Genomic DNA, 14028 nt, shown 5'->3' with positions numbered 1-14028 from the left:
CTTTTCTAAAATAAAATTAACGATGAAAATCAAACAAATTGAGAAATTTCTTCGCACGATCAGTTTTTGGATTTTCAAAAAATTCATCAGGCTTTGAAATTTCTACTATTTTTCCATCATCCATAAAAACTATTTTATCAGCAACTGCTCTAGCAAAACCCATTTCATGCGTAACTATAAGCATAGTCATACCATCTTTTGCTAAATTTAAAATCACATCTAAAACTTCACGCACAATTTCAGGATCAAGCGCTGCTGTAACTTCATCAAAAAGCATGATTTCAGGATTCATACAAAGGCTTCTAACTATGGCTATACGTTGTTTTTGTCCACCACTTAATTCTTTAGGATAGGCTTTTAATTTATGCAAAAGCCCTACTCTATCAAGCCAGTATTTTGCTTCTTCTAAAACCTCTTCTTTTTTTCTTTTTTGCACCTTTAAAGGCCCTAAGAGTATATTTTGCTCCACATTTAAATGATCAAAAAGCTCATAGGATTGAAACACCATGCCTATTTTTTGGCGAATTTGAGTCCATTTTTTATAATTTTTATCAATTTTTTCATCATCTACAAAAATAACCCCATTAGCCATTTCTTCTAAACCATTAATACATCTTAAAAGTGTAGATTTCCCACAACCACTTGGACCTAGTATAACCACTACTTCTTTTTGATTTACTTCTAAATTTATATCTTTTAAAACATGATGATCATCATAATATTTTTGTAAATTTTGTATTTTTAAAATACTCATATTAGCTCCATTTTTTCTCTAAAAACTTTGAATATACCGACAAAGGATAGCAAAGTATAAAATAAATCAATAAAATCAAACCATAAATCACAAAAGCCGCGTAAGAATTTTGAAATAAATTTAGCTCAATCACTTGTTGGCCTACTTTAATAAGCTCTATGCCACCAATTAGATAAATCACTGAAGTACTTTTAATAATTCTTGTAAAAAGATTAATACTCATTGGTAATAATCTTCTTAAAGATAAAGGTATAATAATAAAAAGATAAACTTCAAATTTATTAAAACCTAGTGAAAGCCCTGATTCATACTGGTGTTTTGGTATGCTTGCTAAAGATGATCTAACCAAATCCATCATCTCAAACACGCCCCAAATACTAAAAACAATAATACTTGAACCCAAAGCACTCAAATGCCATCCAAACCATTTCGCCAAGCCAAAATGCACTATAAAAAGCCAAACAATCAAAGGCATAATACGCACAAACTCAAGCATAAAACGACAAAAAGCATAAAGGATTTTATTTTTAGAATGCATTAAAATTCCAAAAAATACTCCTCCAATAAGTGAAATCAAAACACTAATCAATGAAAGCTCTAAAGTAACCTTTAAACCTTGTGCTAGTCTAAAAAAGGTATCTTGATTTAAAATTTCAAACATAATTTAACCTTTTTTCTATACGGTTTAACACTAAAGATAAAGGTAAAATCAAAATCAAATAACAAAGCACCAAAGCAAATAATGCTTCATTACTTTTATAATAAAGTCCTATAAGATCTTTAGCCACATATACTAAATCCGCTAAAGCAATAATACTTACTACAGAAGTTTCTTTGAGTAAAAAAATGATATTTGCGCTAATACTTGGCATAGCTATACCCAAAGCTTGAGGCATGATCACATAGCGAAAATTTTGCCATTTACTCAAACCCAAAGAAAGTCCTGATTCATATTGTTGTTTTTTCACCGCTTCCATACCTGCTCTTAAGCTCTCAGCCATATAAGAACCACCTAAAAAACTAAGTCCTATCACAGCACAAGCAAAAGAACTAAGGTGTATTCCAAACTCAGGCAAAGCATAATATAAAAAGAAAAGTTGGATTAATAAAGGTGTATTTCTTGAAAATTCTATGTAAATTTTACAGATTGTATTTAAAAAAGAAAATTTAAAATAACTTACTCCCACACAAAATAAACCTACTAAAAATGAAAAAAATACTCCATAAATAGCAAGTTTTAAAGTAAGCCAAGAAGCTTGTATAAACATAGGGCTAAACTTGATTAAAAAATCAAAATCCATAAAACCTTCCATACTTTAAATACAATATTGTAACAAATAAGACTTAAAAAGACTTAATTAAATTTTGCATTTTTTCTTTATTTAAAATTGCTATTTTACCTTTATTTGTGCAAATAAGCTCATTTTGTTTTAATTCTTTTAAAAAACGCGATAAAGATTCTGGGGGTAAATTTAAAATCACAGCAATTTCTTTTTGCTTTAAATTTTGTAATTTTTCTTCATTTTCTAGTAAAAAGCTGACTAGTCTTGATTTTAAATCCAAAGATTTTTGTCTGATGAAATTTTCTAAAATTCGAATTTTACCGATTAAAGAAGTCAAAAGTAAAAAGCTAAATTCTCCATTTTCTAAGCATAATTTTTTAAATTCATCAAAATCAAAAACACAAATTTCACAATCTTGCTCACAAATAGCATTAGCTGGGTAATTAATACCCTCAAACACAGGCATTTCAGCTATAAAATTTACTGGAGTTAAAGTATGCAGTGTTAGTTCAAAACCTTTTGTATTCACCTTATATATACGCACTTTTCCACTTAGTAAAATATAAATTTTATTTGCTTTTTCACCTTGAAAAAATAAAATATTCCCTTTGTTAAAATGTTTTTTCTTGCCTTTAGAAATTAAAATTTCAAAGTGTTTATCCATTTTCTTTTTCCATATTTTTGATACTTTCTTTTGCTTTTAAAACTAACTCTTCATCATCTGCAAAATCAAAGAATTTAAAATGATTGCCATGTTGCACTCTACCATCTAGCAAATCCCCACTTAGCCTATTTTTCAAATCAAGCTCAGCTATTTTAAATCCATCTAAAGTTTTAGCAAATTCAAGCAAACGGCTTGGAATTTCTTTTTGCTTAGTGTATAAATAACAAAAGCTCTCAAGCCCTACTCTACCTACCCTACCTCGAAGCTGATGTAAGGTAGCAAGCCCAAGTCTTTCAGCCCCAACAACTACAATCACACTAAGTCTTGGCAAAGAAATCCCCACTTCAACCACCGTTGTAGAAAGCAAAATCGTGCCTTTTTCTCTAAATTCTTGCAAAATTTGATCTTTATTTTTATCTTTTCCATGAGTTACATAAACATTTTTGTATTTGTTTATCCAGTATCCTTGTGCTTGTTCTAGCGATAAATAATCTATATTTTCACTTTCATTTACCAAAGGATAAATGATGATTACTTGGTGATTTTTAGCTAGCTCATCATCGATTTTTTTAAGCAAATATTTAAAATCTTTATCTTGTATACAAAAAGTCTTAATGTCTTTTTTAAAAGGCATTTGTTTAATAAAACTAAAATTTACAAGCTCACTTTGTATCATAGAAAGTGTTCTTGGTATAGGTGTGGCAGAAAATTGCACGATATGTGGAGCATATTGAGAGTTTTTGCTAAGCTCGCTTATTTTTTGTCTTTGATTAGAACCAAAGCGGTGTTGCTCATCTATCATCACTAAAACTGCTTCAAATTCTTCTTGATGAATGAGCGCATGCGTACCTATGATAAAATGAGCTTGTTTTTTTAATTTTGCTAAATCTTTATCTTTTTTACCACCTTTTAAAAGCAATACATTAACAAAATTAGGTAACAGTCTTTTTGCTTCATAATAAATTTGCTCTGCTAATATACTAGTTGGAGCCATTAAAATAGCCTTTTTAGGATATACAAGCAAACTTGCAGCAAGTATGATCAAAGTCTTACCACAACCCACATCACCCATTACCATACGCCTTTTAGCAACTTTATTTTGCAAGTCTTTTTTAATATCTTCTATCGCTAAAAGCTGATCATTTGTAGGGTTAAATTCTAAACCCTTAAGCCAAAAGCTTATATCAAAAAGTTCTATTTCATAAGCATTTTGTGATATTTTTTTACCCTTTAAACGCCTTAAATGATTAAAAATTTCTATATATTTTAAGTCTTTAACTATGGCGTTAAAATTTTCATAAAGAGTTAAATCATCATAATTGTGCAAATTTAAAAGCAAATTAATGTATTTTTGTTCTAAATTTAGCGCTTTTAAATTAGCTTCATTGACATATTTTAAGATAAGTTTTTTTATGCTTTCATCTTTAATAGAGCTAATTTGGTATTTAGGGACTATTTGACCTATATTTTTTACTATTTTTGGGTTTATAAACTGCCAAATTCCATTAAAAAAATTCATCTTTGCATGGATACAAATCAAAGCATTGTGTTTAAAAATTTTAAAATGCCATTTATTAGGATGAAAAATTACTATATTTGCCTTTATACCCCATTCTAAACATTCACAAAGTATAAAAAGCTGGGAGTGATGATTTTGCGTGCTGATAATTTTTACATTTTGGGTGCAAAATGTATCTTTTGGAAACTTTGAAATTCTAAAATCATCAAATTTTTTAGGTAAAATCAAAGCCAAATCGATACAATTTTTAACCCCTAAAGCATGAAGTAGTTTTAAATCCTTTTCTTCAACTTTCATTTTCTATGCTTGCAAAACTCACTTTGGTAATTTCACTATGTGCTTTAATAAAGTCATTTAACTCATTTAAAGTAGTGTTTTTAATCTTTTGCATTTCTTCTTTTAAATTTCCAAGTTTTAAACCATGCAAATACTCATTTAACATTATATCTAGTCTTTTAGCCAAGCTTTCATACCTTAAAGGCATAGAACCTACTAAAAATTGCTTAGCTAGTTGAAATTCTTTTTCATTGACTCCATTTTGAACAAAGTTTTCAAAAACTTCTTCAACTAAAGTTTTAGCCTCATTAGAACTTTCATTTTTAGTTTGCAAATACCCAAAAACTCTACTATAATTTAAATTTACATCAAGCATAGCATATGCTGAATACGCCAAGCCTCTTTTTACACGCACTTCTTCCATCAAACGCGAACCAAAACCACCTTGACCTAAAATAAACAAAGCAAGTTTAGCTAAATACATTTTTTCATCATTAATTTGTATATTAAATGGAGAGCAAAAGTATATATAAGCTTGCTCGGTGCTTTTTTGCTCACTTACTTCTATACTCTCATCAACGAGCTTGTAGCTTTTGTTTTGATTTGGAGTGTTTCTTTTTAGAATTTGGCAAATTTTTTTTACTTTAATCTTTACTTCATCTTCTTTAATATCTCCACCAAAAACAAATAAAGCATTATCAAGTACTAAATTTTCACTCATAAAATCTTGTAATTCTTTCAAACTAATCTTTTCTATGCTTTCTTTAGTCCCATCAAGACCACTAGCAAAAATTTCATCTTTGAAAACATTCTTATTCAAAAGTCTTTTTGCTTGATAATCATAATCAGTATTTAAACTTGCAAGCTCACCCAAAGCTAAAGTTTTTAATCTTTGTAAGATTTTTTCATCAAAACGCACATTTAAAAATAATTCTTGTAATTTTTCTAAAGCAAAATCAAAATGTTCTTTCAAGCATTTAATACTAATTTGAAAATGCTCAAAACTAGCCTTAGCATAAAGCTCTATAGCACGGTATTCTAAGCTTTTAAAAAACTCATCATTACTTCCTTCATTTAAAAACCTAGCAAGCATACTTGCACAACCCCTATTGTGTTTTTCTGCTATTTTTCCACTATTTTTAAAAATGAGTTTGAAAAATACTACAGGAAGCTCGTTTTCATACTCATATATTATGTCTATTTTAGTATTATTAAAGTCTAAATTTAGCATTAAAACCTTTCTAAAATATTATAAGCTGTATCGCGTTTAGCAGGTAATTCTCCTATATCTTTGATTAGTTCTATCATTTGCTCTTGATTCATTCTATATTTTGCACCCGCTGCAGCTACAACATTTTCCTCCATCATAGTTGAACCTAAGTCATTTGCACCAAATTTTAAAGCAAGTTGGCCTATCAAAGAGCCTTGTGTTACCCAAGAACTTTGTAAATTTTTAAAATTATCCAAATATAATCTTGCCAAAGCTAGCAGTCTTAAATACCTATTAGAGCTTTGCTTGATGATTTCAGGATGTTTTTTAATCAAAGGAGTATTTTCACTTTGAAATGACCATAAAATAAAAGCTCTAAAACCATTTGTTTTATCTTGTAAATTTCTTAAATGATCAAAATGTTCAATGATTTCTTCATCATTTTCAACCGTACCAAACATCATTGTAGCAGTACTTTTCATACCTATATTATGCGCACTCTCATGTACTCTAAGCCAAGTAGCCGTGTCGCATTTGTGTGGTGCGATGATATCTCTTACCCTATCGCTTAATACTTCAGCACCCGCTCCAGGTATAGAAAAAAGTCCTTTAGTTTGTAATCTTTTTAAAACCTCTTCTATAGAAATTTTAGAAACTCTTGCTATATAAGCTATCTCTACTGCTGAAAAACCGTGCACAGTGATGGTTGGATAATTAGTTTTTATATAAGAAAGTAAGTCTTCATACCATTCTATTTTAAGTTTTGGATGCACCCCGCCTTGAAATAAAATTTGCGTTCCACCTATGGCTTGTAATTCTTCTATTTTTTGTCCTATTTCTTCGTATTTTAAAATATAAGAATCATCATCTTTTTCTTTTCTACAAAAAGCACAAAAATCACAATCAATACAACAAATATTTGTATAATTTATATTTCTATCCACCACAAAAGTAGTTATTTTTTCAGGGTGAAGCTCTAATTTTTTCTCATATGCCATTGCGCCTAATTCGTATAAAGGTGCATTTTGGAGTAAATTCAATGCTTCTTTTTTGCTTAATCTATTCATTATTAACCTTTTTTATAAAAAAGAATTATTATAGCATTTAAATGTAAAATAATCTTAAAAACGATATAATCAAGCCCTTTAATTTCATATATTCATAGGATACTCATGACTTATAGGTCTTTACTTAAAAATAATAAAACTTTTCGCCTTTTAGCAATGGTACAATTTATAAGTTATTTTGGTGCATGGTTTTCTCAAGTAGGTGTTTTTACTCTCTTAACCAAAGAGCTACAAGCGCCTGCAAATATCATAGGCTTTTCAGCTATTTTTGTTTTTTTACCTTCTATTATACTTGCACCTATAAATGGAGTTATAGTAGATAGATTTAAACCTAAGAATTTATTACTGACAATGATTAGCATTGAGATGATTTCTATTTTTATGCTAATTTTTGTAAATTCTTTAGCTATGCTTTGGTTTTTATACTTTTTAACCTTTGTGCGTATGGCGGTTGCAAGCATGTATTTTCAAACAGAAATGTCAGTTTTACCTAAAATTTTAACCCCACAAGAATTAAAACTAGGCAATGAGCTTCATAGTATTATATGGGCTGTATCATATGCTTTGGGTATGGGCGCAGCAGGACTTTTTATAGATCTTTTTGGAGTAAAACCAGCTTTCATAGCTGATACTTTAATGTTATTTTGTGCTATGCTTATACTTAAAACTTTAATCTTACCTGATGAAAAAAACACCACACAAAACAATCTTTTTATATTAATCAAAGAAGGTTTAGTTTATGTATTTAACAATAAAAAAATCATTCATTTGATTTTACTTCATGGAGTTGTAGGAATAACCGCTTATGATGTTTTAATCACTCTTTTAGCCGAATATGAATACGCAAAAGTTATTTCCATACCTCTAGCCATAGGGCTTTCTAATGCTATAAGAGCCATATCTTTACTCATAGGACCTTATGTGCTTAGTCCTTATATTAATAAAAACACTTTAGTATATTTATACTTAGCGCAAGGTATAGGTATAATGCTTTGGGCTTGCTTGCAATTTAACTTTTATCTTGCCTTTATAGGCTTAGTAATGGCAGGTTTTTGTACTTCATCTTTATGGAGCTATACTTACACACTTTTGCAAAATGATTGTGATAAAAGATATTATGGTAGAGTGATTGCCTATAATGATATGGTGTATTTAACTTTTAGTGCAATTATTGCTTTTTCAACAGGATATTTATTTGAATTTTATGGAGTAAAATTAAGCCATTTTACTTTTGGCTTAGGAGTATGTTTTATCTTTGCGGCGATTTATTGGTGGTGGTTTAATAAAAAATATAATTAATCCACCTTAGAATAATAAACCCCACCCGCTGAAAAGTTTTTTTCAAAATACGCTGTTTCAGGTACAAGATCTGATTTTCCTGGGTATATTCTACCTTCTCTGTTTAATATCCTATGGAAACGCTCCATTAATCTTATTTTGAAATCTTGATCAAAATAAATCATCATATTTCTTGAAAAAATCACATCAAATTTCCCAAGTTTAAATAAAGAATCATCAAAAACATTACAAAGCTCAAAACGACATCTACAAGCTAAAGTCTCTTTTTTAAGCTGATACATTCTATCTTTTACATCAAAATAACGCGTTTTTTGCATAGTGTTTAATCTAGCTACTGAGCGCTCTGAATATAACATTTCATTGCATTTATCTATCATTTTTTTATTAATATCTATACCAACTATATTCATACCTTTAACAAAATTCTCACTTGCTAAAATAGCTAAAGAATACACTTCCTCACCACTTGAACATGGAGCACAAAGCACATTTACAGGTCGATCAAGAGATTTTATATAAAAAATTACATCTTTTAATTGTTCTAATTCTCTAAAAAAATATGTCTCACAAACTGTAATAAAATCCATAGTTTCTTGCTTTAAATTTCTTTGAAACTGCACTTTTTCATTTAATTCACTAAGACTGCTTAAACCTAATTCTTGTAAAAATTTAGGTAGCTTTATAGATAAAATATCTTTTTTAGTATTAAGATTATTTCCACTTATTTGCTCTACTATTTTTATAAAATCATTCATTTCATTTTCTGTAATTTTTATCATCTTTCCATCCTATGATTTGATAAAATTTATTATTTCTTTTTTGAGTTCTATTAAACTCATAGGTTTTAAATTTGGATTAGTATCTCTAGCTTTTTTCGGCATTCCATATACTATAGAATCTGCCTCATTTTCACATAAACACCTCACACCAACTTTATAAAGCTCAAATAAAGATTTAGCACCATCATCACCCATTCCTGTCATAATCAAAGCTAAAATTTTATGATATTTGCAAAGATTTACAGCTGAATGAAATAAAACATCAATTCCTGGATTAAAACTACTTGTTTGCTCTGTAGTATTTAACACCAAAGCATTATTTCCACTTAAAACCATATTTCTTTGACAAATATAAATTTTATTTTTTAAAACTTCTTTGTCATTTGGTATGATCACATCACTTTTTGCTTCTTTGTTGAATTGATTTACAAAAGAAGGAATAAAAGCTGGGTTCATATGTTGGGCAATCACTACCGCACAATCTTTAAGTTCTATATCATTAAGTAAAAACTTTAGTTGGCTTGGACCGCCCGTTGAAGAACCAATCAAAATAAGCTTCATTTTTTACCTTAAGTTTAGTATTATTATATCAAATTAAATATTTGAAAATATTAAAAAATAATTATATACAAGAAAGAAAAATTTTAATTAAATATGATAAAATTAATACTTTAAATTTCAAATGATAAGTGATTATTAAATGTTAAGAGAAAAAATTTACATAGCAAGTGATCATGCTGGCTTTATTTTAAAGCAAGAAATTATCAATTTTTTACAAGAAAAAAATATAAGCTTTGAAGACTTAGGTCCTTTTAGTAATGATCGTTGTGATTATCCTGATTATGCACATTTATTAAGCTCTAAAATTGATGAAAATAGTTTTGGAATTTTAGTATGTGGATCAGGTATTGGTATGAGTATAGCAGCAAATCGCCATACAAATATACGCTGTGCTTTGTGTAACGAACCTTTAAGCGCTAAACTCTCAAGAGAACATAACGATGCAAATGTTTTAGCCTTAGGAGCTAGACTAACCGGAGTAGATATGGCTTTTGAAATCATCTCAAATTTCATTAATACTTCTTTTAGCGGTGGAAGACATTGCGTGCGAATTAGTAAAATAGAGGCAAAATTATGATTTTAAGTTGGCTTGTATTAACTGTATTAATTTGTGTTAGTATTTATATGACTATTATGTTGCTTTATTATAAAACCTTACTTCATAAAGAAAAAGTAGCAAAAGAATTCATAAAAAATAATCTTGATGATACTGAAATAGTCATTAGAAAATTACAAGTACAACTTCAAAGAAGCTTGGGTAATATTGATATTTTAACTGAGGAATTAAACAAAAGCAAAGCAGACCTAACCTCTCTTAGAACAAGAAATTCACAATATCGTATCGAAAATGAAAAATTAAGACAAAGAATCAAAGAATTAGAAGCAAAAATCGAGGCATTACTATGATGAAAGAACAAGATAAAAAATACTTATTAGATAGTATTAGAGCTATTAAAGATTTTCCAAAAGAAGGAATTATCTTTAGAGATATCACTACTTTATTAAATAATAAAGAAGCATTTGCATTTTTAATGGATCATTTAGTTGAAAAATACCAAAACACAAAGCTTGATTATATCGTTGGCATTGAAAGTAGAGGTTTTATTTTTGGAGCTGCACTAAGTGCTAGATTAAAACTACCTTTTGTACCTATTAGAAAACCAGGTAAATTACCTTCAAAATGCTTGCAAGAATCTTATAGCTTAGAATATGGTAGTGATACCATAGAAATTCATATCGATGCATTTAATAATCAAAAAGCAAACGTTTTGCTCATAGATGATCTCATCGCCACAGGTGGCACAGCTATCGCTGCTGTTAAACTCATAGAAAAACTCAATGCAAAATGCATTGAAGCTTGTTTTTTACTAGAATTAAAAGATCTTAATGGGGCTAAAGAATTAGCTAAATTAACTTCTGTTTATAGTGTTTTAGAGGTATAAAATGGAAGAATTTTTAAAACAACTTTTGTATGATTATAAAAACTGGGCTTATATCATCGTGTTTTTATGGTGCATACTTGAGGGAGAACTTGCGCTTATTTTAGCAGGTATTTTTGCACATGAAGGTCATGTAAATTTAGGATTTATCATCTTTGTAGCAGGTTTGGGTGGTTTTGTAGGTGATCAAATATACTTTTATATAGGAAGATATAATAAAAAATACATTCAGAAAAAACTTCGCACCCAAAGGCGTAAATTTGCCATAGCGCATTTACTCTTACAGCGTTTTGGCTGGCCTATTATATTCATACAAAGATATATGTATGGCTTTAGAACCATTATACCTATGAGCATAGGACTAACACGCTATAGTGCGAAAAAATTTGCATTTATTAATCTCATTAGTGCTTGGGCTTGGGCTGCTATAACCATTTTGCTTGCATGGTTTTTTGGAAAACAAATTTGGCTTGCAGTGGAATGGGCTGGAGATCACTGGTATTTTGCAGTGCCTATTATTGCTTGTTTTTTACTTGCTTTATTTTTAGGTATGAAACAAATAGAAAAATCAATACTTAGAAAAAGGGAACATAAATGATTTTTAATTTTAAAGAAGAAACTATAAATTCTATAAATGCTGACTTTGAAATCATTTTAATACAAGATAAAAAGATAGAAAAATACACTCAAAGTCAAAAACTTTTTAAACTTTCAAACTATAAAGGCGAAGGAATTTGCATAGATATGCAAAATAAAATTCTTTATAGCGAACTTAAAAGTTTAGAATATGAAGATATAAGACTTGCTTTTGCAAATGCTTATAAAACTTTAAAAAAACTTGAAATTCAAAGTGTTAAAACAAAGAGTGTTGTAGGAAAATGCGTAGTAAATAGCTTTAATGCTATGATTCAAGGATTTACTTTTGGTGCTTATGAGTTTGATAAATATAAAAAAGAAAAAACACAGAGTAAGTTAGAGAATATTTTCATCTCAAAAGATGAAATTAATGACAAAGCATATAACCTAGAAGAAGCTTGCATAGGTATAAACTATGGTCAGGTTTTTTCAAATGCTTGTGATTTTGCAAAAAATATCGTAAATGAAATTCCTCAAATTTATACTCCTGCAAAAATGGCTAAGGATGCTCTTAGCTTAAGTCAAAATGATTGCAAGATTTCATGTAAAATCTATGAGAGTGATTTCTTAGAGCAAGAAAAAATGCAAGCATTTTTAGCAGTAAATCGCGCTTCGATCCATCCACCAAAACTCATTCATCTTTCATACAAACCAAAAAATGCAAAAATGAAAGTAGTGTTTGTAGGTAAAGGGCTAACTTATGATAGTGGTGGACTTAGTTTAAAACCTGCTGATTATATGCTAACGATGAAATCTGACAAAAGTGGTGGTGCGGCCGCAATGGCTATCATCAAAGGTGCAAGTGAATTAAACCTTGATATAGAAGTGCATTCTATCATCGGTGCAACTGAAAACATGATAGGTGGAAATGCTTACAAGCCTGATGATGTACTCATCTCAAGAGAAGGTGTGAGTATAGAGGTTAGAAATACCGACGCAGAAGGAAGATTAGTTTTAGCAGACTGTCTTTCGCTTGCTCAAGATCTAAAACCTGATTTATTAATAGATCTTGCCACTCTAACTGGAGCTTGCGTAGTAGGACTTGGAGAATACACAAGTGCTATCATGGGAAATAATGAAGATTTACAAAATGATTTTTTCAAAGTAAGTAAAAAAAGTGGAGATTTAGCTACTATTTTACATTTTAATCCACACTTAAAAGAGCTTATAAAATCAAATATAGCAGATGTAAGTAATACCTCTTCAAGTCGTTATGGTGGGGCTATTACAGCGGGGTTATTTTTAAATTCTTTCATTAGAGAAGAATACAAAGACAAATGGCTACATTTAGACATCGCAGGGCCAGCTTACTTAGAAAAAGCTTGGGGTTATCATAGCTTTGGTGCAAGTGGAGCAGGTGTTAGAATGTGCCTTTCATATTTACTTTATCTTTCAAGGAAATAAAAATGAGTTTATCAGTTGGTATAGTAGGACTTCCAAATGTCGGAAAATCTACCACTTTTAATGCACTAACAAGAGCACAAAATGCAGAAAGCGCAAATTATCCATTTTGTACCATAGAGCCAAACAAAGCAGTAGTGCCTGTGCCTGATTATCGCTTAAAAGAGCTAGCAAAGATTGTCAATCCACAAAAAATCATACGCTCAAATATAGAATTTGTTGATATAGCAGGTTTAGTAGCTGGCGCTAGCAAAGGTGAGGGTTTGGGTAATAAATTTTTATCTAACATACGTGAAACAGAGATGATTTTACATATTGTGCGTTGTTTTGATGATGAAAATATCACCCATGTTGCGGGCAGTGTTGATCCTGTGCGTGATGTGCAAATCATAGAAACAGAACTTATACTAGCAGATATAGAACAACTTAGTAAAAAAATAGAAAAACTCACCAAAGGTGCAAAAGCTAATGAAAAAGGTGCAAAAGAAAGTCTAGCTTTAGCCAATGAGCTTTTAGAACATTTAAATCAAAACAATAGTGCAAGCTCATTTCCAAATAAAAATGAAGTCTATTATGCTCTTATAAAAGAACTAAGATTGCTTTCAGCTAAGGAAGTGATATATGGGGCAAATGTAGATGAGAATTCCCTTTTAGAAGATAATGAATTTGTAAGAAATCTCAAAGAATTTGCAGCAAAATCAGGTCATGAGGTTATCAAACTTTGCTCTAAAATAGAAGAGGAAATGATAGCTTTAAGTGATGAGGAGCACTTTGAGTTTTTAAAATCTTTAGGGATTGAGCGTAGTGGGCTTGAAGTAGTTATACGCACAGCATTTTCAAAGCTTAATCTAATTAGCTATTTTACAGCAGGTCAAATAGAAGTTAGATCATGGACTATACAAAGAGGCTGGAAAGCACCAAAAGCAGCAAGTGTAATCCATAATGATTTTGAAAAAGGTTTTATCAAAGCTGAAGTGATTTCTTATGAAGATTATATCGCTTGCAAAGGAGAAAGTGGCGCTAAAGAAGCAGGAAAACTACGTCTTGAAGGAAAAGATTATATCGTACAAGATGGCGATGTAATGCATTTTAGATTCAATGTTTAATTCAAATTGCAAGCTATTTCAAGCTTGCAATCTC

The 14028-nt window shown here is 29.9% G+C and carries 16 protein-coding genes; 7 read left to right on the top strand and 9 right to left on the bottom strand.

What is annotated here, in order from left to right; genetic code table 11:
* Positions 1-16: 16 nt before the first annotated feature.
* Genes CAMP5118_RS01770 through CAMP5118_RS01740 form a run of 7 tightly spaced genes read right to left on the bottom strand, consistent with a single transcriptional unit; the run spans position 17 to position 6773 of the window.
* Positions 17-754: an amino acid ABC transporter ATP-binding protein gene (locus tag CAMP5118_RS01770; RefSeq protein WP_337216455.1), complete on the bottom strand. Its 738-nt coding sequence runs from the start codon at positions 752-754 to the stop codon at positions 17-19.
* 1 nt (position 755) lies between these two features.
* On the bottom strand, positions 756-1415 hold the full coding sequence (locus CAMP5118_RS01765; protein ID WP_039618154.1) for an amino acid ABC transporter permease: 660 nt from the start codon (positions 1413-1415) through the stop codon (positions 756-758).
* Positions 1408-2055 (bottom strand): amino acid ABC transporter permease, encoded by a 648-nt coding sequence (locus CAMP5118_RS01760; RefSeq protein ID WP_263664277.1) that lies wholly within the window; start codon positions 2053-2055, stop codon positions 1408-1410. The genes CAMP5118_RS01765 and CAMP5118_RS01760 overlap by 8 nt, the downstream gene beginning before the upstream one ends.
* 43 nt (positions 2056-2098) lie before the next feature.
* The gene (locus tag CAMP5118_RS01755; protein WP_214127250.1) at positions 2099-2701 is read right to left on the bottom strand and encodes a Crp/Fnr family transcriptional regulator; all 603 of its coding nucleotides are present in this window, start codon (positions 2699-2701) and stop codon (positions 2099-2101) included.
* Positions 2694-4517, bottom strand: a complete 1824-nt coding sequence (gene recG / locus CAMP5118_RS01750; RefSeq protein WP_337216454.1) for an ATP-dependent DNA helicase RecG — start codon at positions 4515-4517, stop codon at positions 2694-2696. Before recG ends, CAMP5118_RS01755 begins: the two co-directional genes overlap by 8 nt.
* A complete protein-coding gene (locus CAMP5118_RS01745; protein ID WP_337216453.1) occupies positions 4507-5727 on the bottom strand; it encodes a M16 family metallopeptidase in 1221 nt (406 codons plus the stop codon). Before CAMP5118_RS01745 ends, recG begins: the two co-directional genes overlap by 11 nt.
* Positions 5727-6773 carry a dehypoxanthine futalosine cyclase gene (locus tag CAMP5118_RS01740; RefSeq protein WP_337216452.1) on the bottom strand — a complete coding sequence of 349 codons (1047 nt, stop codon included), beginning with the start codon at positions 6771-6773 and terminating at the stop codon, positions 5727-5729. The genes CAMP5118_RS01745 and CAMP5118_RS01740 overlap by 1 nt, the downstream gene beginning before the upstream one ends.
* Before the next feature lie 105 nt (positions 6774-6878).
* Between CAMP5118_RS01740 and CAMP5118_RS01735 the strand changes: the two genes are divergently transcribed.
* The gene (locus tag CAMP5118_RS01735) at positions 6879-8072 is read left to right on the top strand and encodes an MFS transporter (RefSeq protein ID WP_263683290.1); all 1194 of its coding nucleotides are present in this window, start codon (positions 6879-6881) and stop codon (positions 8070-8072) included.
* Here the strand turns inward: CAMP5118_RS01735 and CAMP5118_RS01730 are convergent.
* Together CAMP5118_RS01730 and CAMP5118_RS01725 are read right to left on the bottom strand one after the other, a co-directional pair.
* Positions 8069-8851, bottom strand: a complete 783-nt coding sequence (locus tag CAMP5118_RS01730; RefSeq protein WP_263664281.1) for a CheR family methyltransferase — start codon at positions 8849-8851, stop codon at positions 8069-8071. The two genes, CAMP5118_RS01735 and CAMP5118_RS01730, sit on opposite strands and share 4 nt — an antisense overlap.
* Before the next feature lie 9 nt (positions 8852-8860).
* Positions 8861-9412: a CheB methylesterase domain-containing protein gene (locus CAMP5118_RS01725; protein ID WP_263679346.1), complete on the bottom strand. Its 552-nt coding sequence runs from the start codon at positions 9410-9412 to the stop codon at positions 8861-8863.
* 139 nt (positions 9413-9551) lie between these two features.
* On the opposite strand from CAMP5118_RS01725, the gene rpiB reads away from it, so the two are divergent.
* The 6 genes from rpiB to ychF are packed head-to-tail and all read left to right on the top strand — an operon-like array spanning position 9552 to position 13994.
* On the top strand, positions 9552-9989 hold the full coding sequence (gene rpiB, locus CAMP5118_RS01720; protein WP_039668316.1) for a ribose 5-phosphate isomerase B: 438 nt from the start codon (positions 9552-9554) through the stop codon (positions 9987-9989).
* Positions 9986-10318, top strand: coding sequence for a hypothetical protein (locus tag CAMP5118_RS01715; RefSeq protein ID WP_039618138.1), 333 nt, complete (start codon positions 9986-9988; stop codon positions 10316-10318). Before rpiB ends, CAMP5118_RS01715 begins: the two co-directional genes overlap by 4 nt.
* Positions 10318-10854: an adenine phosphoribosyltransferase gene (apt, locus tag CAMP5118_RS01710; RefSeq protein WP_337216537.1), complete on the top strand. Its 537-nt coding sequence runs from the start codon at positions 10318-10320 to the stop codon at positions 10852-10854. The genes CAMP5118_RS01715 and apt overlap by 1 nt, the downstream gene beginning before the upstream one ends.
* 1 nt (position 10855) lies before the next feature.
* Positions 10856-11449 (top strand): DedA family protein, encoded by a 594-nt coding sequence (locus CAMP5118_RS01705; RefSeq protein WP_263703136.1) that lies wholly within the window; start codon positions 10856-10858, stop codon positions 11447-11449.
* On the top strand, positions 11446-12891 hold the full coding sequence (locus tag CAMP5118_RS01700; protein ID WP_337216451.1) for a leucyl aminopeptidase: 1446 nt from the start codon (positions 11446-11448) through the stop codon (positions 12889-12891). Before CAMP5118_RS01705 ends, CAMP5118_RS01700 begins: the two co-directional genes overlap by 4 nt.
* Positions 12892-12893: 2 nt before the next feature.
* A complete protein-coding gene (ychF, locus tag CAMP5118_RS01695) occupies positions 12894-13994 on the top strand; it encodes a redox-regulated ATPase YchF (protein WP_337216450.1) in 1101 nt (366 codons plus the stop codon).
* Positions 13995-14028: the final 34 nt, after the last annotated feature.

This window comes from Campylobacter sp. LMG 7929 (genome assembly GCF_024723595.1).
Lineage (GTDB): Bacteria > Campylobacterota > Campylobacteria > Campylobacterales > Campylobacteraceae > Campylobacter_D.
Note: the sequence above shows the minus strand (reverse complement) of the source record. Positions and strands in the feature narration are given on the sequence as shown.